At 50.2% G+C, this 19,054-nt stretch carries 20 protein-coding genes and 1 tRNA gene; 20 read left to right on the forward strand and 1 reads right to left on the reverse strand.

Going from position 1 to position 19,054, the window contains the following annotated elements:
• Window positions 1-18: 18 nt before the first annotated feature.
• Complete coding sequence (gene yhbY, locus AC3ZFK_RS05970) at window positions 19-312, reverse strand: ribosome assembly RNA-binding protein YhbY (RefSeq protein ID WP_487507068.1); 294 nt, start codon at window positions 310-312, stop codon at window positions 19-21.
• Between the two features lie 71 nt (window positions 313-383).
• Here yhbY and rlmE point away from each other — a divergent pair, with 71 nt between their 5' ends.
• The 20 genes from rlmE to AC3ZFK_RS06070 all read left to right on the forward strand — a co-directional run.
• Window positions 384-1,004 (forward strand): 23S rRNA (uridine(2552)-2'-O)-methyltransferase RlmE, encoded by a 621-nt coding sequence (rlmE, locus tag AC3ZFK_RS05975; protein ID WP_487507069.1) that lies wholly within the window; start codon window positions 384-386, stop codon window positions 1,002-1,004.
• 86 nt (window positions 1,005-1,090) lie between these two features.
• Window positions 1,091-3,019, forward strand: a complete 1,929-nt coding sequence (gene ftsH, locus AC3ZFK_RS05980; RefSeq protein WP_487507090.1) for an ATP-dependent zinc metalloprotease FtsH — start codon at window positions 1,091-1,093, stop codon at window positions 3,017-3,019.
• 34 nt (window positions 3,020-3,053) lie between these two features.
• On the forward strand, window positions 3,054-3,839 hold the full coding sequence (folP, locus tag AC3ZFK_RS05985; protein WP_487507091.1) for a dihydropteroate synthase: 786 nt from the start codon (window positions 3,054-3,056) through the stop codon (window positions 3,837-3,839).
• Window positions 3,836-5,173, forward strand: coding sequence for a phosphoglucosamine mutase (gene glmM / locus AC3ZFK_RS05990; RefSeq protein WP_487507070.1), 1,338 nt, complete (start codon window positions 3,836-3,838; stop codon window positions 5,171-5,173). Before folP ends, glmM begins: the two co-directional genes overlap by 4 nt.
• A 189-nt stretch (window positions 5,174-5,362) precedes the next feature.
• On the forward strand, window positions 5,363-6,115 hold the full coding sequence (gene tpiA / locus AC3ZFK_RS05995) for a triose-phosphate isomerase (protein ID WP_487507071.1): 753 nt from the start codon (window positions 5,363-5,365) through the stop codon (window positions 6,113-6,115).
• Between the two features lie 6 nt (window positions 6,116-6,121).
• Window positions 6,122-6,499, forward strand: a complete 378-nt coding sequence (secG, locus tag AC3ZFK_RS06000) for a preprotein translocase subunit SecG (protein ID WP_487507072.1) — start codon at window positions 6,122-6,124, stop codon at window positions 6,497-6,499.
• 15 nt (window positions 6,500-6,514) lie between these two features.
• Window positions 6,515-6,599, forward strand: a tRNA-Leu gene (locus tag AC3ZFK_RS06005).
• A gap of 133 nt (window positions 6,600-6,732) precedes the next feature.
• On the forward strand, window positions 6,733-7,089 hold the full coding sequence (locus AC3ZFK_RS06010) for an NADH-quinone oxidoreductase subunit A (protein WP_487507073.1): 357 nt from the start codon (window positions 6,733-6,735) through the stop codon (window positions 7,087-7,089).
• The gene (locus tag AC3ZFK_RS06015; protein WP_487507092.1) at window positions 7,080-7,556 is read left to right on the forward strand and encodes a NuoB/complex I 20 kDa subunit family protein; all 477 of its coding nucleotides are present in this window, start codon (window positions 7,080-7,082) and stop codon (window positions 7,554-7,556) included. Before AC3ZFK_RS06010 ends, AC3ZFK_RS06015 begins: the two co-directional genes overlap by 10 nt.
• A 2-nt stretch (window positions 7,557-7,558) precedes the next feature.
• Window positions 7,559-8,161: an NADH-quinone oxidoreductase subunit C gene (locus tag AC3ZFK_RS06020; protein ID WP_487507074.1), complete on the forward strand. Its 603-nt coding sequence runs from the start codon at window positions 7,559-7,561 to the stop codon at window positions 8,159-8,161.
• Window positions 8,154-9,419: an NADH-quinone oxidoreductase subunit D gene (locus AC3ZFK_RS06025; RefSeq protein ID WP_487507075.1), complete on the forward strand. Its 1,266-nt coding sequence runs from the start codon at window positions 8,154-8,156 to the stop codon at window positions 9,417-9,419. The genes AC3ZFK_RS06020 and AC3ZFK_RS06025 overlap by 8 nt, the downstream gene beginning before the upstream one ends.
• 154 nt (window positions 9,420-9,573) lie before the next feature.
• Complete coding sequence (nuoE, locus tag AC3ZFK_RS06030; RefSeq protein ID WP_487507076.1) at window positions 9,574-10,059, forward strand: NADH-quinone oxidoreductase subunit NuoE; 486 nt, start codon at window positions 9,574-9,576, stop codon at window positions 10,057-10,059.
• 2 nt (window positions 10,060-10,061) lie between these two features.
• The gene (gene nuoF / locus AC3ZFK_RS06035; RefSeq protein WP_487507077.1) at window positions 10,062-11,339 is read left to right on the forward strand and encodes an NADH-quinone oxidoreductase subunit NuoF; all 1,278 of its coding nucleotides are present in this window, start codon (window positions 10,062-10,064) and stop codon (window positions 11,337-11,339) included.
• Window positions 11,340-11,486: 147 nt separating this feature from the next.
• A complete protein-coding gene (nuoG, locus tag AC3ZFK_RS06040; protein WP_487507078.1) occupies window positions 11,487-13,655 on the forward strand; it encodes an NADH-quinone oxidoreductase subunit NuoG in 2,169 nt (722 codons plus the stop codon).
• Window positions 13,655-14,704, forward strand: a complete 1,050-nt coding sequence (gene nuoH / locus AC3ZFK_RS06045) for an NADH-quinone oxidoreductase subunit NuoH (RefSeq protein WP_487507079.1) — start codon at window positions 13,655-13,657, stop codon at window positions 14,702-14,704. Before nuoG ends, nuoH begins: the two co-directional genes overlap by 1 nt.
• Before the next feature lie 3 nt (window positions 14,705-14,707).
• Complete coding sequence (gene nuoI / locus AC3ZFK_RS06050; RefSeq protein WP_487507080.1) at window positions 14,708-15,292, forward strand: NADH-quinone oxidoreductase subunit NuoI; 585 nt, start codon at window positions 14,708-14,710, stop codon at window positions 15,290-15,292.
• On the forward strand, window positions 15,292-15,915 hold the full coding sequence (locus tag AC3ZFK_RS06055) for an NADH-quinone oxidoreductase subunit J (protein ID WP_487507081.1): 624 nt from the start codon (window positions 15,292-15,294) through the stop codon (window positions 15,913-15,915). Before nuoI ends, AC3ZFK_RS06055 begins: the two co-directional genes overlap by 1 nt.
• Window positions 15,912-16,217 carry an NADH-quinone oxidoreductase subunit NuoK gene (gene nuoK / locus AC3ZFK_RS06060; RefSeq protein ID WP_487507082.1) on the forward strand — a complete coding sequence of 102 codons (306 nt, stop codon included), beginning with the start codon at window positions 15,912-15,914 and terminating at the stop codon, window positions 16,215-16,217. The genes AC3ZFK_RS06055 and nuoK overlap by 4 nt, the downstream gene beginning before the upstream one ends.
• A 9-nt stretch (window positions 16,218-16,226) precedes the next feature.
• Window positions 16,227-18,218 (forward strand): NADH-quinone oxidoreductase subunit L, encoded by a 1,992-nt coding sequence (gene nuoL, locus AC3ZFK_RS06065; RefSeq protein ID WP_487541482.1) that lies wholly within the window; start codon window positions 16,227-16,229, stop codon window positions 18,216-18,218.
• Between the two features lie 18 nt (window positions 18,219-18,236).
• On the forward strand, window positions 18,237-19,054 hold an 818-nt coding region (locus AC3ZFK_RS06070), incomplete at its 3' end, for a complex I subunit 4 family protein (protein ID WP_487507084.1).

Below are 19,054 nucleotides of genomic sequence, written 5' to 3' on the forward strand. Positions count from 1 at the left end.
AGCTACGTGGAGTATGAGCTACTTGGGGATTTGCAGTGATGGTGTTTTTGCTTTGCGGTAGAGCAGAGCAACATGTCCAACAGTCTGCACAAGGGCGGCCCCACTTTTAGTGACAAGTTCATCAATCAGGTTTTTGCGCTCCTCACGATCTCCGGCATTGACCCGAATCTTGATCAGCTCGTGATGCTCAAGGGACTGATCCAGTTCTGATAGAACCCCCTCGGAGAGACCATTTCCACCAACTGTAACTAATGGGTGAAGCTCATGACCCAATCCGCGAAGGTGACGTTTCTGTTTTCCTGTAAGATCCATAACTATATTTGAGAGCCCTTAGAGCCTGTCCCTTGTAAATAAGATGCGTATGGTAATGTCGAGAATTCACTGTGGCAAGAAGTAAAAGTAGTAGCCGCTGGCTACAGGAGCATTTTGATGACGAGTTTGTGAAAAAGGCTCAGTCAGAGGGATACCGCTCGCGTGCAGTCTATAAACTGCTGGAGATTGACAAGAAAGACCATCTGTTGCGTCCTGGACAGCGAATTGTGGATTTGGGAGCGGCTCCAGGAGGCTGGACTCAGGTTGCGGTAAAAAAAGCAGGAAAAGGTGGGGCAGTGGTTGCCATGGATCTGTTAGATATAGAGCCAGTACCGGGAGCAACATTTTTACAGGGTGATTTCAGGGATGATGATGTTCTGGAACAGCTGCTGGAGATTGTAGGGGAAGAGAAGGTTGATCTGGTTCTCTCCGATATGGCGCCGAATATGAGTGGAATGAGTGCAGTAGATATTCCTCGAGCAATGATGCTTGTTGAGATGGCACATGATTTCGCAAAACAAAATCTGAAAAAGGGCGGAGATCTTCTGATGAAGGTATTCCAGGGAGATGGTTTCGATGAGCTGCTGCGTGCTCTAAGGAGAGATTTCTCTGTGGTAATTACCAGAAAACCAAAAGCATCAAGAAATCGTAGTCGTGAGGTCTATCTGTTGGCCAGAAAATTCAGGGGCTGAAGTGCAGAGTACCACTTGAATTCGGGTATACTTGCCCCCATACAGTAGAGATACCAATAAAATCCAGGAACACTACCTTGAATGACATGATGAAAAATATCCTCCTTTGGGTCGTTATTGCAACGGTCCTTATGTCTGTTTTTAACAGTTTTGGACCAACCAACTCCAACTCGCAAAATGTGGCGTACTCCCAGTTTATTACTGATGTTCGTCAGGGGCGGGTGAGCAGTGTTGATATTGAAGGTCCTGTGTTGAAGGGGGTCAACAGTTCCGGGCAATCATTCATCTCGTACAATCCTGGTGATAGTGGGTTGATGGGTGATCTTATTGATAATGGCGTAGTCATCAATGCACAACCTCCTGAACAGCAGGGTATGTTGATGCAGATATTTATCTCCTGGTTCCCCATGCTGCTGTTGATCGGGGTCTGGATTTTCTTTATGCGTCAGATGCAGGGTGGTATGGGCGGCAAGGGTGGCCCAATGTCATTTGGTAAAAGCAAGGCGCGCCTCCTTAATGAGGATCAGGTACAGGTTACATTTGCCGATGTTGCTGGTGTAGAGGAGGCCAAAGAGGAGGTCTCTGAGCTGGTAGATTTTCTGCAGGATCCGGGCAAATTCCAGAAACTTGGGGGCAAGATTCCACGCGGTGTACTACTGACAGGCTCCCCTGGTACCGGTAAGACACTGCTTGCAAAGGCAATTGCAGGCGAGGCAAAGGTTCCATTTTTTACTATCTCAGGTTCTGATTTTGTAGAGATGTTTGTCGGTGTTGGAGCCTCTCGTGTTCGTGACATGTTTGAGCAGGCGAAGAAGAATGCACCATGCATCATTTTTATTGATGAGATCGATGCGGTTGGGCGTCATCGTGGAGCTGGTTTAGGTGGCGGACATGATGAGCGTGAACAGACCCTTAATCAGTTACTGGTAGAGATGGATGGCTTTGAGGCCAATGATGGCGTGATCGTTATTGCAGCCACCAACCGCCCCGATGTGCTTGATCCCGCACTTTTGCGTCCTGGTCGTTTCGATCGCCAGGTTGTGGTGCCGCTACCTGATGTGCGTGGCCGCGAGCAGATTATCAAGGTTCACATGAACAAGGTTCCAGTTGCCAAGAATGTCAAACCGAAGGTGCTGGCGCGTGGTACCCCAGGATTTTCTGGCGCAGACCTGGCCAACCTGGTTAATGAGGCTGCACTATTTGCTGCCAAGGCGGGGAAACGCCTTGTCAATATGGTTGAGTTTGAGAAAGCCAAGGACAAGATCATGATGGGGGCAGAACGCCGCTCCATGGTGATGAGTGATGATGAGAAAGCTCTTACAGCATTTCATGAGGCTGGGCACGCGATTGTCGGACTCTCGGTTCCTGATCACGACCCTGTCTACAAGGTGACAATTATTCCCCGTGGACGGGCTCTGGGTGTAACCATGTTCCTTCCGGAGGGTGATCGCTACAGCCACAGCAAACAGCGTCTTGAGAGTCAGATATCCAGCCTTTTTGGTGGGCGTATTGCCGAGGAGATAGTGTTTGGCAAGGATGCGGTTACCACTGGTGCCTCCAATGATATTGAGCGTGCAACCGATATTGCACGCAACATGGTTACGAAATGGGGTCTGTCCGATAAGCTGGGGCCGTTGACCTATGCTGAAGAGGAGGGAGAGGTGTTTCTTGGACGTTCTGTCACCAAACATAAAGAGGTCTCTGATGAGACTGCCCATCTGATTGATGAGGAGATACGTTCACTGATTGACCGTAATTACAAACGTTCCGAGGATATCCTGAAAAACAGTCGGGATAAGCTCGACATGATGGCCGATGCCCTGATTCGTTTTGAGACCATTGATGAAAATCAGATCAAGGATATTATGGAGGGGAGAGCACCGCAGCCACCAGAGGATTGGAGTGATTCAGATAACGAGGGTGGATCAGAGGAGTCGATCAAGGCGGAAATATCGTCAACAGACAAAGACAAGGGGTCGGACTCTTCCATAGGTGGTCCTGCCAACCAGCACTGAAGAGCTGGATTTGAATTTTCACACTCCCCAGATAATGGGGATTCTCAATGTTACTCCTGACTCCTTCTCTGATGGGGGAGAGTACCTTGCTCTAAATGCAGCACTGTCTCAGGCTGCCAACATGGCTAATAGTGGTGCGGATATCATCGATATTGGTGGTGAATCAACCAGGCCAGGTGCATCTGCGGTAACTGTTGAGGAGGAGTTGCAACGGGTAATACCTGTAGTTGAGGCTATTCACAAAAATATAAATGTCATCATATCGGTTGATACCAGCAAGCCAGAGGTAATGGAGGCCGCAGTCAATGCAGGGGCAGGATTGATAAACGATGTTCGTGCTCTTCAAGAAGATGGTGCCATGGCTATGGCAGCACTACTTGATGTCCCGGTATCTCTGATGCATATGCAGGGGCAGCCGAGAACCATGCAGGAGTCGCCCGATTATGAGGATGTTACTGATGATGTTATCAGGTTCCTGAGAGGCAGGATTGCCGATTGTGAGCTGGCAGGAATCCCACGATCAAATCTGCTGATAGATCCTGGATTTGGTTTTGGCAAGAGACTGGAACATAACTACAAGTTGCTTAGAGATTTGCATGGTTTCAAGAGCCTGGATCTCCCCCTGCTTGTTGGAATATCAAGGAAGTCAATGGTTGGAGCAGTGCTTGACGATGCGCCAGTTGGAGATAGAGTATGGGGTAGTGTCGGAGCAGCAGTGGTTGCTGTAGAGCGTGGAGCAGACATTGTGCGGGTACATGATGTGAAAGAGACCAGGGAGGCACTATTGGGTGCAGGCCTGCTTAGGGAGCAGAGTGCATGAGTAGAACTTATTTTGGTACTGATGGAATACGTGGGAAGGTTGGGGAGCCACCAATTACTCCAGACTTTGCGATGCGTCTTGGATATGCTGCAGGCAAGGTTTTATCCAGAGAGAAGCATGGCATGGTGCTGATCGGCAAGGATACCCGTATCTCTGGATATATGTTCGAGTCCGCTCTGCAGGCAGGATTTTCCGCAGCAGGAGTTGACGTTGGCCTGTTGGGACCTATGCCAACCCCGGCAGTTGCATATCTTACCCGCACCTTGCGCGCACTGGCTGGAGTTGTGATTAGTGCATCACATAATCCATTTTATGATAATGGCTTCAAGTTCTTCTCTGCTGAGGGGAAAAAGTTACCAGACAGCTGGGAGCACGAGGTTGAGGCGCTGCTACAGAAGCCTATGAATACAGTTGAATCATCGAATCTGGGCAAGGCCCGCCGCGTAGATGATGCGCCTGGGCGATATATTGAATTTTGTAAAGGAACTGTTCCTGCAGGTTTTTCACTGCAAGGCCTGAAACTGGTGGTCGATTGTGCCAATGGAGCGACCTATGCAACAGCTCCACATGTATTTACTGAGCTTGGTGCAGAGGTTGTGGTAATAGGTAACACCCCTGATGGATTGAATATCAACCATGAGGTTGGCTCAACCTCTCCTGGGGTGATGGTGGATATGGTCAAGAAGCACGGCGCAGATCTTGGTGTTGGTCTGGATGGTGATGGGGATCGCTGCATTATGGTTGATAGTGGTGGCAAGATTATTGATGGTGATCTTCTTCTTTACATTATTGCCCGCTCCAGGCAGCGACAGAATGCGCTCAGTGGTCCAGTGGTTGGGACCCTGATGACTAATCTTGGTGTAGAGCATGCATATGCCAGTCATAACATCCAGTTTATGAGGGCGGCAGTTGGTGACCGCTATGTATTGGAGATGCTGGATGCAAATGGTGGGGTTATAGGCGGAGAGTCATCAGGTCACCTGATCTGTCTGGATAGAACAACAACCGGTGATGGTGTGGTTAGTGCTCTGCAGGTGTTGTTTGAGATGGTGGAGAGAGGAAAAACCATGGCCGAATTGACTGCAGATGTGGCTCTATATCCCCAGAAAATGATCAATGTTCCGCTTCAACAGAGAGGAGTTGCCGATAGTGAGGTGATTCAGCAGGCGGTTGGCTCTGCAGAGGAGAGGCTTGGGGATAGAGGGCGCATATTGCTACGTCCATCGGGTACCGAGCCTCTGGTTCGGGTGATGGTAGAAGGGAAGGATGAGGCAGAGGTCACTGCCATGGCTGAAGAGTTGGCAGAGGTGGTTCGGCAACAGGTAGGAAGCTAAGCTCAAGCACGGGCAGGCTTTCCCTGAAAAAAGCAGCTTGGAGGGTCAGGTCTTTACTTTTGCGCGCAAAAGTAAAGACCTGACCCCTTTGTAGTCCTAGCATCTGTTGAGTAGTTACCAATTTAGATTGATTTATTGGCGCTGAATCGCTAAGATTCGCCGCTGCAATTTCGTGGAAGGGAGTTACCAATGCGTCAGCCAATTATTGCTGGAAACTGGAAAATGAATGGATCACTCGAGAGTATTCGTGCTCTGGTGGCTGGTCTGAAGAGTGGAATCGGAGAGGTGAATGTCGCCGAGATGGCGGTATGTCCACCTGCGGCCTATCTTGCTGAGGTCTCGGCACTGGTTGCAGGGACAGATATCGCACTGGGCGGACAAGATCTAAGTAATGCAGCATCAGGAGCCTATACAGGTGAGGTAGCAGGTTCCATGCTTAATGATTTCAACTGTAAATATGTAATTGTTGGTCATTCAGAGCGTCGTAATATTCGTGGTGAGAGTGACGAGCTGGTGGCAGAAAAGTTCAAGGCGGCACAGGATGCAGGAATTACTCCAATTCTATGTGTTGGCGAGCTTCTGGAGGAGCGCGAAGAGGGGGTAACAGAGGCAGTTTGTGCACGGCAGATCGACGCAGTAATTAATGCTTATGGTGTGGCGGCGCTTGAGAACTCAATTATTGCCTACGAGCCTGTATGGGCAATCGGTACAGGAAAGACTGCCTCCCCTGAACAGGCGCAAGAGGTTCATGCCTTTATACGCGCACATGTTGGTAAACAGGATCAGGCAGTGGCTGATGGTCTGCGTATTCAGTACGGCGGCAGCATGAATGCAGGTAATGCAGCAGATCTTCTGGCTCAGCCAGATATTGATGGTGGATTGATTGGCGGAGCTTCTCTGAAGGCAGAAGATTTCCTCGCAATTGGTCGCGCCGCAGGATAAGTAAAGATGCAGACAATACTTTTATTGGTTCACGTTTTCGCGGCAGTAGCGATGGTTGGACTTATTTTGATACAGCAGGGCAAAGGGGCAGATGCGGGCGCTGCATTTGGTAGTGGTGCCTCTGCAACAGTTTTTGGATCTGAGGGGTCAGCATCCTTCATGACACGACTAACTGCCGGATTGGCAACAATATTTTTCATCACCAGCCTCTCTTTGGCATACTTTTCTGGAAATAAGGAAGAGGTGGCAACCAGTGTGGTTGATCGCCTACAGCCTGTTGAAGAGAGAGGGGGGCAGGTGCCTGTTGAAGAGAAGATTCTTGAGCAGTTGACTGAGCAGGGGGCGGGCCCAAGTGGTGGCATACCGGTTCCTGAAGAGAAGTAAGAGATAGTTTTTATTGCCGAAGTGGTGGAATTGGTAGACACGCTATCTTGAGGGGGTAGTGGCGTAAGCCGTGCCGGTTCAAGTCCGGCCTTCGGCACCATTTTTTAAGACCTGGAGCTTGCACGATTACTTGCAAGATTTGGGTAAGATAGAGGGTGGATTTTTTTGTCCATCTTGTTGAGAAAAGATACACTGGGCTTTCCGTTGGATGGAGCGGGAATAATACAATAATAATGTTAGAAAATTACCTACCTGTTTTGATGTTTATTGTCATTGGCCTTGCTGTCGGAGTCGGTCCGATAGCTATAGGTTTTCTGTTAGGTGAGCATCGTCCAGACAGAGAGAAGAATTCTCCTTATGAGTGTGGATTCGAGCCCTTCGAGGACTCGCGCATGAAGTTTGATGTACGTTTCTATCTGGTCGCAATCCTCTTTATTATCTTTGATCTGGAAATTGCATTCCTCTTTCCATGGGCCATTGTGCTCGACAAGATCGGGGTAGTGGGTCTGGTTGCAATGGGTATTTTCCTGACTATTTTGGTGATCGGATTTATCTATGAGTGGAAGAAGGGGGCTCTGGAATGGGAATAGAGGGGCTACTTGAAGAGGGTGTTGTAACCACCACTGCTGACAAACTTATCAATTGGGCTCGTACTGGTTCCATGTGGCCAATGACTTTTGGTCTTGCCTGTTGTGCGGTTGAGATGATGCACTCTGCGGCAGCACGTTATGATCTTGACCGTTTCGGCATGATTTTCCGCCCCAGTCCACGCCAGTCTGATGTGATGATCGTGGCAGGAACCCTGGTCAACAAGATGGCCCCTGCACTGCGCAAAGTCTATGACCAGATGTCCGAACCACGCTGGGTAATATCCATGGGATCCTGCGCCAATGGTGGAGGCTATTACCACTACTCATATTCAGTTGTACGTGGTTGTGACCGTATCGTGCCGGTAGATATATATGTGCCCGGTTGTCCACCAACTGCAGAGGCGCTGTTCTACGGAATTCTTCAACTGCACGACAAGATTCGTCGTACCAACACAATTGCACGTTAATAATGGCACTGACTGACGACACACTGCAGGAGCGGATTGAGGAGCGGTTTGAGGATATGGAGCTCTCGTTTAGTGATGAGCTTGGTGAGCTGACAGTTGAGGTTAGCGCATCTGACTACCTTGCATTTTGTGGTGCTCTACAAGAGAGGGCACATTTTCAGCTAGATCAGCTGATTGACCTTTGTGGGGTTGATTACTCGGAATATGGAAAAGAGGCAGGGGAGGTATGGACGGGGAGACGTTATGCAGTCGTTCTTCATCTTCTGTCTACCCGTCTTAATGAGCGCTTGCGAGTGCGCGTCTTTGCTGAAGATGATGAATTTCCGATTGTGCCATCGGTTATCGATATCTGGAAATCTGTAAACTGGTATGAACGAGAGGCGTTCGACCTGTTTGGGATTGTATTTGATGGGCATCCAGATCTTAGAAGAATTTTAACTGACTACGGTTTTATTGGACACCCATTCCGCAAGGACTTCCCTATGGTTGGCAATGTCGAGATGCGATATGACGATCTGCAGAAGAGGGTTGTTTATGAGCCTGTATCCATTGAGGAGAGGGTGAATACTCCACGTGTAGTGCGCAAGGACAATCGCTATGTCTGAGTCAGCGACAGAGATCAAGAATTTTACGCTTAACTTCGGTCCTCAGCACCCTGCTGCGCATGGTGTGTTGCGCCTTATCCTGGAGATGGACGGCGAGACGATTGAACGTGCAGATCCACATATTGGTCTACTGCATCGTGCAACAGAGAAGCTTGCAGAAAAGAGGATGTATAACCAGAGCATCCCCTATATGGATCGACTCGATTACGTCTCCATGATGTGCAATGAACACGCATATGTGATGACTATCGAGAAGATGCTGCAGCTGGAGGTTCCGGAGAGAGCACAATATATCAGGGTGATGTTTGACGAAATCACCCGAATCCTCAACCACCTGATGTGGCTGGGAACCCATGCGCTGGACGTGGGTGCAATGACAGTATTCCTCTACTGCTTCCGTGAGCGTGAAGATCTGATGGATCTCTATGAAGCGGTCTCCGGTGCCCGTATGCATGCAGCATATTATCGCCCTGGCGGGGTCTATCGTGACCTGCCAGACGAGATGCCAAAGCACAAGCCAAATCGCTGGAGAAGCGATAAGGATCTGGAGCGACAGAATATAGGACGTGATGGTTCTGTGCTGGACTTTATCGAGAACTTTACCGAGCGTTTCCCCAAACTGGTTGATGAGTACGAGACTCTTCTAACCGATAACCGTATCTGGAAACAGCGGACTGTTGATATCGGCATTATTCCCCCGGATCTGGCCAGGCAGCTTGGGTTTACAGGACCAATGATCCGAGGTTCCGGCATTCCATGGGACCTGCGTCGCAAGGAGCCTTACGAGGTCTATGACAGACTTGATTTTGAGATTCCGGTTGGAGTAAATGGCGACAGTTACGATCGTTATCTGGTCAGAATGGAGGAGATGCGCCAATCAAACCGCATCATCAAGCAGTGTGTAGATTGGTTGAAGAGTAATTCAGGGCCGGTTATGGCTGCTGACCAGAAGGTGGCTCCACCACCGCGTGCAGAGATGAAGGAGGGGATGGAGTCACTGATCCACCACTTCAAATACTTTACAGAGGGATACACAATTCCCAAGGGTGAGGCCTATGCAGCGGTAGAGCATCCCAAGGGAGAGTTTGGCACCTATATTCTCTCTGATGGTGCAAACAAGCCCTACCGACTCAAGATTAGAGCCCCAGGTTTTGCCCATCTGGCTGCCATGGAAGATATGGTTAAGGGACATATGCTGGCTGATGTGGTAACAGTGATTGGTACCATGGACGTTGTATTTGGTGAGATTGATCGATGAACAAGCATTACATAGGTTATGACAATATGGGAAATTCAGCCGTCAGTGGCCAGGGATGGCCGCAGTCGAGCGTATATGGATATACTCGCAACGTGCTGAATTTCCCATATTGTTATGAGCTGAACCGTGCTGTCGGTGGAGATTTGTAATGGGCATGACAATCTCAGAAGCAGCACGTGCAGACATTGATCGCTGGATTGAAAAATATCCAGAAGAGCAGAAGCAGTCTGCAGTAATGGCTGCACTGCGTATTGTCCAGGACGAAAATAGTGGATCACTGACCACGGAAATGATGGATGAGGTGGCCGAGTATCTGGATATGCCGCCAATCAATGTCTACGAGGTTGCCACCTTCTACTCCATGTATGAACATAAACCGGTCGGTAAACACAAACTCTGTGTCTGCACCAACATATCCTGCATGTTGAGAAATTCAAAAGGGGTTGTTGATCACCTTGAAGAGAAGCTTGGTATTGGATTTGGTGAGGTTACCGAAGATGGAGTCTTCTCTCTGAAAGAGGTGGAGTGTCTGGGTGCCTGTGTCAATGCCCCGGTCATGCAGGTGGGGGAGCACTACCATGAGCACCTCAACCCCGAGAAGATTGACAGTCTACTCGACGAACTGAGGCAGGAGAGCTAACCATGGCTAATCAGGTCTGTTTCAGAAATAACCACCTCGAGAACTCCTGGACCCTCGCCGCCTACCAGAGCAGTGGCGGCTATGAGGTGGTAAAAAAAATACTTGGTGAGAAAACCTCGCCAGAAGAGTTGATTGAAGAGATTAAACTATCTGCCCTGCGTGGACGCGGTGGTGCAGGTTTTCCAACCGGGCTGAAGTGGAGCTTTATGCCCCGTAGTGCGCCGGGACAGAAATATATAGTCTGCAATTCGGACGAGGGTGAGCCTGGAACCTGCAAGGACCGTGACATCCTCCGCTACAACCCTCATCAACTGATTGAGGGGATGATTATTGCCGGTTACTGTATCGGCGCATCGGCTGGCTACAACTATATCCGCGGCGAGTTCTGGGAGCCATACAGCCGCTTTGAGGGGGCACTGGAAGAGGCGCGTGCCGCCGGACTGCTGGGAGATAATATTCTCGGTAGCGGTTTTGACTTTCAGCTCCACTCCCATCTTGGTGCTGGTGCCTATGTCTGTGGTGAAGAGACAGCACTACTGAATTCCATTGAGGGCAAGAAGGGGCAGCCGCGTTTCAAGCCGCCATTCCCTGCCGGATTTGGTCTCTATGGTCGTCCCACCACAATAAATAACACAGAGAGTCTCGCCTCTATTCCGGTTATTCTCTCTAAAGGTGGACAGTGGTTCCTCGATCAGGGGCTACCCAATGCTGGAGGGGAGAAACTGTTTTCCGTATCAGGCCATGTAAATAGGCCTGGGAACTACGAAGTTCCAATGGGAACACCATTCTCCGAACTGCTGGAGATGGCAGGCGGAGTTCGAGATGGACACCAACTGAAGGCTGTAATTCCGGGCGGATCATCTACTCCAGTAGTACCGGGCGAGCAGATGATGGAGATCAATATGGACTATGACTCCATCGCATCAGCGGGTTCCATGCTTGGTGCAGGCTCTGTGATCGTGATGGATGAGACTACCTGCATGCCACGGGTTCTGGCCCGTCTGGCCTACTTCTATTATGAGGAGTCCTGCGGGCAGTGCACCCCGTGCCGTGAGGGTACGGGTTGGCTCTCACGGGTAACCCAGAGAATTGAGGATGGCAGTGGAGCTCAGGAAGATATTGATCTGCTCGACAGTGTAGCTGGAAACATTGAGGGCAACACCATCTGTGCGTTGGGAGATGCAGCGGCGATGCCTGTACGCAGCTTCCTGAAACATTATCGTGATGAATTCCAGCACCATATTGACCACAAGCAGTGCATGGTGACATCGGACTGGTAGAGAGAGATATGAATATTTGTATAAGTTTTGACAATCCTGCAGCTACAGCCGTCTGTGCCCTGGATGGGTGTAGCCGAGTGACACAGGGATGTGCCTGAACGTGCTGTAGATACAGGACTGTCGAAACTTTAGAGACTATTAATGACAATGGATACGCAGAAAGACATAGTTACTGTTGAAATCAACAATACTCAGCTTGAAGCCAGGCAGGGGCAGATGTTGATTGAGGTTGCTGATGCCAATAACATCTCGATCCCGCGTTTCTGTTATCACAAGAAACTCTCTGTCTCAGCCAACTGTCGGATGTGTCTGGTTGAGGTTGAGAATGCACCAAAGATGCTCCCTGCCTGTGCAACCCCGGTAACTGACGGCATGAAGGCGTGGACAAAGTCACCAAAAGCCATTGCTGCACAGAAGAGCGTGATGGAGTTCCTGCTGATCAACCATCCACTGGACTGCCCGGTATGTGATCAGGGCGGGGAGTGTGATCTGCAGGAGATGGCTCTGGGGTATGGAGGATATAAAGCCAGATATGGTGAGAACAAGCGGATTGTAAAAGACAAGGATTATGGTTCTCTGGTATCAACCGAGATGACTCGCTGTATCCACTGTACCCGCTGTATACGTTTCAGCACAGAGATTGCTGGAGTAACAGAGCTTGGTGGTACCGGACGTGGTGATCATATGGAGATTGGTACCTATGTACGTAAAACCCTGAGTTCAGAGCTGTCGGGCAATATGATCGACCTCTGTCCGGTTGGTGCACTACTCTCAAAGCCATTCCTCTTTTCGGCACGTTCATGGGAGATGAATAGTCTGCCGGGTATCGCACCTCATGATGCGGTTGGCTCTAATATTCAGATCCAGACTCGTCAGGGTAAGGTGATGCGAGTTATCCCACGAGAAAACGGGGATATCAATGAGATCTGGATCTCTGATCGTGACCGTTTTAGCTATCTCGGACTCGGTAGTGATGACAGATCAACCCAGCCAATGGTGCGGGATGAATCTGGTGAGCTGGTAGAGACAGATTGGCAGACTGCACTGGAGACTGCTGTTAATGGTCTCAAGGCGGCTGCATCAGAACATGGTGGCGATGCCATAGGTGCTGTTGCCTCACCAAGTAGCACGACAGAAGAGTTTTATCTGTTACAAAAATTGATGCGTGGATTGGGTTCATCAAATATTGATTACCGATTGCACCAACAGGATTTCTCCGCTCAATCAGAACAGATCGCGCCACAACTGGGGTGCTCCATTAATGATATTGAAGGGATGGACTCCATTCTGATTGTAGGCAGCAATCTGCGACATGAGCAGCCCCTGTTATCCCACAGAGTCCGCAAGGCCGCCCTGAATGGTGGTGCTGTTTCAACACTTAATCCTGACGGTATTGAGTTTAATTTTTCCCTCTCCGAGCAGATAGTGACTGACCGCTTAACCAGTGATTTAGCTGCAGTCACCAAGGCAATGGTTGATCTTGGCAAGGGTGGTGAGCTAGCAGGCCTGTCGGCTCTGGTCTCAAATGCTGTAGTTACAGAGTCACATAGAGCAGTTGCAGACTCACTGATTAATGGGGCGAAGAGTATGGTGTTGATGGGTGAGATCGCCTATCGGGACCGGAACCAGTCAGTAATCTATGCCCTTGCAGGGGCAATCGCAACGATGGCTTCCGGAATATTCAGTGTTGTAACTGAAGGTTCCAATGCTCTTGGTGGAGCACTTGCTGGTGCTGTTCCACACAGTGGTGTGGCTGGTGCATCTGTTGATGCAACAGGAAAAGATATTGCAACAATGGTAGAGCTGCCACCCAAAGCACTGGTGCTGACAGGAGTTGAGGGGGGGCGAGATATCTCTGCTGATCTTGTCAACTCCAGTAATTTTGTGGTTTCACTATCCCTGTTTGCAGACCCGGTAATAAGAGATAATGTAGATGTTATCCTGCCCATGGCGGCATTCAGCGAGACCTCTGGTACTTTTGTAAATGCAGAGGGTAAGTGGCAGAGCTTCAGCGGAGCAGTGGCACCAATGGGTGGATCACGCCCAGGCTGGAAGATTTTGAGAGTGCTTGGTACGTTGGCCAATATTGATGGGTTTGATTTTGACAGTTCAGAAGATATTCTGGAAGAGTTAAAGAGTGCCTGTGATCAAGCTGATGACAAGCAGTGGTCATGGAGTGCCCCATCTGATCTTGGGGATCAGGAATCAACTACTGAAGCTGGATCACCAATCTATCAGGTTGATGCACTTGTGCGTCGCTCTGAACCACTACAGCAGATATCCTTTTCTCGAGTTGAGAATGGAGGTGCAATATAATGTTTGGACTGCCAGATGAGGTGATCACTGTGCTCTGGACCTTGATCAAGATTGTTGCCATTGTGGCTCCGCTGATGATTAGTGTTGCCTATCTCACTTATGCAGAACGGAAAATCATTGGTTATATGCAGGTTCGTGTTGGACCAAACCGGGTTGGTCCAAAAGGGTGGTTGCAACCGATTGCCGATGCACTGAAATTGATGTTCAAGGAGATTATCCTCCCAACTGGTGCAAACAAGGCCCTGTTTGTAGTGGCACCAGTGCTCTCTATTGCACCAGCACTGGCTGCCTGGGCGGTAATTCCGTTTGATGATGGAATGGTGCTGTCAAATCTTGATGCTGGTCTGTTATATATTCTGGCCCTTACCTCAGTTGGAGTTTATGGTGTAATTATTGCCGGATGGGCCTCCAACTCGAAGTATGCATTCCTCGGGGCGCTGCGCTCGGCGGCTCAGGTGGTCTCCTATGAGATTGCAATGGGATTTGCGCTGGTTGGTGTACTGATGGCTGCTGGCAGCCTCAATCTTGGCGATATTGTTCGTGCTCAAGAAGGTACTCTTCTTGATTGGTACTGGTTACCTCTGCTACCGCTCTTTGTGGTCTATTTTCTCTCCGGGGTTGCAGAGACAAATCGTGCACCGTTTGATGTTGCGGAAGGTGAGTCCGAGATCGTGGCAGGTTTCCATGTGGAGTATTCAGGCATGACCTTTGCGATCTTCTTCCTCGCTGAGTATGCCAATATGATTCTGATTGCAGCATTGGCAAGTATCCTCTTCCTTGGTGGGTGGCTCTCACCATTTGCAGGTGTTCCTCTGTTGGGTGAGATGACAGCGTGGGTTCCTGGACTATTCTGGTTGTTGATGAAGATGTCGATCTTCCTCTTCCTTTTCCTATGGTTTAGAGCAACGTTCCCCCGTTACCGCTATGACCAGCTAATGCGTCTTGGGTGGAAGGTATTTTTACCGGTGACAATCTTCTGGCTGTTTGTGGAAGGCGTGGCTATTTATGCGGAAATTGGCCCTTGGTTTGATGGTGTGTTGGGAGCTTGATGAATGGATAAGCTGATTAAGATCATCAAGACATGGACATTCTGGGAGCTCTTCCAGGGCATGAATGTTACTGGAAGAAATCTCTTCAAGAAAAAGTTTACCCTCAACTATCCAGAGGAGAAGGCTCCGCAGTCCCCACGTTTCCGTGGCCTGCACGCCCTGCGCCGCTACCCGGATGGCGAGGAGCGCTGTATCGCCTGTAAGCTCTGCGAGGCAGTATGTCCTGCGATGGCAATTACTATCGAGGCGGCACCGCGAGATGAGGATGCACCTGAGAGTAATCGCCCCGAACAGCCGAAGGTTGGTAACCGCCCCGAACAGCCGAAGGTTGGTAATGGTGCTGGCAGATCAAGAAACTACGGCAATCGCAGAACAACAAAATATGAGATTGATCTATTTAAATGCATCTTCTGTGGTTACTGTGAAGAGGCCTGCCCTGTTGAGGCAATTGTAGAGACAAGAATTTATGAATACAGTTTTGAGGAGCGTGGCGAGAATGTCATGACCAAGGAGGCACTGTTGAGGATTGGGGATGAACAGGAGCCACAACTGACGGCTGATCTTGAAATTGATGGGAGATACAGATAATGACTGCTCTCCTTTTCTATCTCTTTAGTGCAATTCTACTTTTCGCAGCCTTCCGTGTTATTACCGCAAAGAGCGCTGTCCATGCGGCAATCTTCCTGATTCTTGCATTCTTTACCACCTCAGCCCTCTGGCTGTTGCTGGAGGCCGAGTTCCTCGCCATCACCCTGGTGCTGGTCTATGTGGGTGCAGTGATGGTGCTCTTCCTTTTTGTGGTGATGATGCTCGACATGAACATGGAGCCGCTCCGCGAGGGCTTCACCCGTTACCTGCCAGCCGGGATACTGGTTGCTGTAACTATTGTCTTCGAGATGGGGATAGTTCTGGGGGGGCGCTACTTCAGTAGTGAGAATTTCCCTGCCCCGGTTCCACATGGGGCCGACTACAGTAATACCAAAGAGTTGGGTGAGCAGCTCTATACAACACATCTATACTCTTTTGAGGTGGCAGCAGCCATTCTGCTGATTGCGATTGTGGCGGCCATCGGCCTCACATTCCGGCGTCGGGTGGAGAGCAAAAAGCAGAATATTCCAGATCAGCATCGCGTTAATCGCAGCGATCGCGTACGTCTGCTTGATATCCCATCCGCAACGAAGTTCTCATCAGAACAGGAGAGCGAGTCATGATTGAACTTTCTGACTTCCTGATCCTCGGCGCACTGCTCTTTACCCTGAGCATGGCAGGTATCTTTATCAACAGGAAGAATGTCCTCATCCTGCTGATGGCGATCGAGCTGATGCTGCTCTCGGTTAACATGAATTTTGTAGCCTTTTCCCACTATCTTGGAGATACAGCGGGACAGGTCTTTGTCTTCTTTATATTGACTGTGGCTGCTGCAGAGGCGGCTATTGGGTTGGCAATTCTGGTATTGCTGTTCCGTAATCGTCGAACCATCAATGTCGATGATCTTGATGAGTTGAGGGGGTAGGGGAATATTATGAAATCAGTCTACCTTGGAATTGTTCTGGCCCCACTGATAGGCAGCCTGCTGGCTGGCCTCTTTGGCCACTGGATGGAGCGTAAAATTGCCCATATCGTCACCATTGGTGGTGTAGCAATCTCCTTTATTCTCGCCCTTGTCGTATTCAAGGATACGGCGATTGATGGCAACACCTTCAACGGCAACGTCTACACCTGGCTGGTGAGTGATGGCGTCTCTTTCAATGTCGGCTTTCTGGTAGATCAGTTAACGGCAATGATGCTGGTGGTGGTCAGCTTTGTCTCCCTGATGGTCCATATCTACACCATTGGCTACATGCAGGAGGATCCGGGGTACAAGCGCTTCTTCAGCTACATCTCTCTCTTCACCTTCTCCATGTTTATGCTGGTGATGTCCAACAACTTCATGCAGCTCTTCTTCGGCTGGGAGGCGGTTGGACTGGTCTCCTACCTGCTGATCGGTTTTTGGTATCAGAAAGAGACAGCAATCTACGCCAACCTCAAGGCCTTCCTGGTCAACCGTGTCGGTGACTTTGGCTTCCTGCTTGGTATCGCTGCGATACTGCTCTACTTCGGGTCGATGGATTACGCTGAGGTCTTTGCCGGTACCGCAGCCGTTGAGGGGCAGACCATCAATATCCTGGGTGATAGTGAGTGGTCGGTAATGAGTGTGATCTGCATCCTGCTATTTGTTGGTGCCATGGGTAAATCGGCACAGGTTCCACTCCATGTCTGGCTCCCGGATTCGATGGAGGGCCCGACCCCTATCTCTGCTCTCATCCATGCCGCAACCATGGTTACCGCTGGTATCTTTATGGTGGCGCGGATGTCACCGCTATTTGAGCTCTCGGAGACAGCGCTATCCGTAGTCATGGTGATTGGCGCCATTACTGCACTATTTATGGGTTTCCTCGGCCTGGTACAGCACGACATCAAGCGCGTTGTTGCCTATTCGACCCTCTCCCAGCTTGGATATATGACTGTGGCACTTGGTGCCTCGGCCTACGCTGCCGGCGTCTTCCACCTGATGACCCACGCCTTCTTCAAGGCGCTACTTTTCCTGGCAGCCGGTTCGGTCATTATCGCGATGCACCATGAGCAGGATATGCGCCGCATGGGTGGACTGAAAAAATATATGCCGATCACCTACTGGACCTCACTGGTTGGCTCCCTGGCACTGATCGGCTTCCCCGGTTTTGCCGGATTCTTCTCCAAGGATGCGATTATCGAGGCGGTGCACGCCTCAACTGTCTCTGGCTCCACCTTCGCCTATATAGCAGTACTCTCCGGTGTCTTTATCACCGCACTCTACAGCTTCCGCATGTTCTTCCTCACCTTCCATGGCCCGGAGCGTTTCCGTGAATCTGCAAGCCATCATGGCGATGAGGATGATGATCATGGCCACCATGGTGTCCATGAGCCGCACGAGACCCCATGGGTGGTAACCGGTCCACTGATTGCACTGGCAATCCCCTCGGTCATTATCGGCGCACTCTATGTGGAGCCGATGCTCTTTGCAGGTTTCTTTGGTGACGCAATCCAGGTCAAGCCGGAGCATGATGTATTGGCACAGGTTGGTGAGAGCTTCCACGGTGTCTTCGGGTTTGTCCTCCACGGGATGATGGCTCCTCCATTCTGGCTGGCGATGGCCGGTGTTGGTACTGCCTACTATCTCTATATGGTGCGCACAGATATTCCAGAGATGATCAGGGCTCGTTTCTCTACCCTGCATCGCATTCTTGAGAACAAATATGGCTTTGACAGCTTCAACGAGATCTTCTTTGCCGGTGGTTCCCGTGGCCTTGGTGGCCTGTTCTGGAAGGTCGGTGACACAAAACTGATTGATGGGCTGATGGTTAATGGCTCTGCCCGTGGGGTAGGGAAGATTGCCGCAGTGATTCGTCATCTGCAGAGTGGCTATCTATACCACTACGCATTTGCAATGATTATTGGTCTGCTGATTATGCTGGCCTGGGTGATTTACCGATAGGGACTACGGAAGATAACAATGGATTCAAGTAGCAATTTACTGAGTTTACTGATCTGGGTACCCATCCTGGGAGGATTGCTCACCCTGGTGGTTGGTGACCAGCGTGGGGTCTTTGGGCGGGTCACTGCACTGGCCTTCTCTATCATCACCCTGCTGATCTCGCTCTCGCTGCTGACCGATTTCGACCGCTCCACCTATCTGATGCAGTTTGTGGAGATGGCCCCGTGGATTGAGCCATTCAATATCAACTACCACCTTGGAGTTGATGGAATCTCCATGCCCTTTATCGTCCTCACCAGCTTTATCACTGTGATTGTAGTGATTGCCGGATGGGAGGTAATTCAGGACAGAAACTCACAATACATGGCTGCCTTCCTGATCATGACCGGACTGATGAACGGGGTCTTCGCAGCACTGGATGCGATCCTCTTCTACATCTTCTGGGAGGCGATGCTGATCCCGATGTTCATTATTATCGGTGTCTGGGGCGGCCCAAACCGTGTCTACGCCACCATCAAGTTCTTCCTCTACACCTTCCTGGGGTCGGTATTTATGCTGATCTCACTGCTCTGGCTCTACAGCGAGAGCAACACCTTCTCGATCCTCGCCTACCATGACCTGAAGATCGGGATGACGGCACAGATGCTGATCTTCTTTGCCTTCCTGCTCGCCTTTGCGGTCAAGGTTCCGATGTGGCCGGTCCACACCTGGCTACCGGACGCCCACGTAGAGGCCCCAACCGGTGGCTCAGTGGTACTGGCGGCAATCATGCTAAAGATGGGTGCCTACGGCTTCCTCCGCTTCAGTCTGCCGATTGTTCCCGATGCCAGCAGTGA

Source organism: Candidatus Thiopontia autotrophica, from assembly GCF_982804495.1.

Bases quoted from the DNA above. Each gene is read 5' to 3' on its own strand.
- folP (WP_487507091.1), top strand. From the start codon at position 3,054: ATGGGGATTCTCAATGTTACTCCTGACTCCTTCTCTGATGGGGGAGAG.
- nuoF (WP_487507077.1), top strand. From the start codon at position 10,062: ATGGCTAATCAGGTCTGTTTCAGAAATAACCACCTCGAGAACTCCTGG.
- nuoG (WP_487507078.1), top strand. From the start codon at position 11,487: ATGGATACGCAGAAAGACATAGTTACTGTTGAAATCAACAATACTCAG.
- AC3ZFK_RS06020 (WP_487507074.1), top strand. From the start codon at position 7,559: ATGGCACTGACTGACGACACACTGCAGGAGCGGATTGAGGAGCGGTTT.
- yhbY (WP_487507068.1), bottom strand. From the start codon at position 312: ATGGATCTTACAGGAAAACAGAAACGTCACCTTCGCGGATTGGGTCAT.
- nuoH (WP_487507079.1), top strand. From the start codon at position 13,655: ATGTTTGGACTGCCAGATGAGGTGATCACTGTGCTCTGGACCTTGATC.
- nuoL (WP_487541482.1), top strand. From the start codon at position 16,227: ATGAAATCAGTCTACCTTGGAATTGTTCTGGCCCCACTGATAGGCAGC.
- AC3ZFK_RS06055 (WP_487507081.1), top strand. From the start codon at position 15,292: ATGACTGCTCTCCTTTTCTATCTCTTTAGTGCAATTCTACTTTTCGCA.
- AC3ZFK_RS06010 (WP_487507073.1), top strand. From the start codon at position 6,733: ATGTTAGAAAATTACCTACCTGTTTTGATGTTTATTGTCATTGGCCTT.
- nuoK (WP_487507082.1), top strand. From the start codon at position 15,912: ATGATTGAACTTTCTGACTTCCTGATCCTCGGCGCACTGCTCTTTACC.
- ftsH (WP_487507090.1), top strand. From the start codon at position 1,091: ATGATGAAAAATATCCTCCTTTGGGTCGTTATTGCAACGGTCCTTATG.
- tpiA (WP_487507071.1), top strand. From the start codon at position 5,363: ATGCGTCAGCCAATTATTGCTGGAAACTGGAAAATGAATGGATCACTC.
- glmM (WP_487507070.1), top strand. From the start codon at position 3,836: ATGAGTAGAACTTATTTTGGTACTGATGGAATACGTGGGAAGGTTGGG.
- AC3ZFK_RS06015 (WP_487507092.1), top strand. From the start codon at position 7,080: ATGGGAATAGAGGGGCTACTTGAAGAGGGTGTTGTAACCACCACTGCT.
- nuoI (WP_487507080.1), top strand. From the start codon at position 14,708: ATGGATAAGCTGATTAAGATCATCAAGACATGGACATTCTGGGAGCTC.
- AC3ZFK_RS06025 (WP_487507075.1), top strand. From the start codon at position 8,154: ATGTCTGAGTCAGCGACAGAGATCAAGAATTTTACGCTTAACTTCGGT.
- secG (WP_487507072.1), top strand. From the start codon at position 6,122: ATGCAGACAATACTTTTATTGGTTCACGTTTTCGCGGCAGTAGCGATG.
- nuoE (WP_487507076.1), top strand. From the start codon at position 9,574: ATGACAATCTCAGAAGCAGCACGTGCAGACATTGATCGCTGGATTGAA.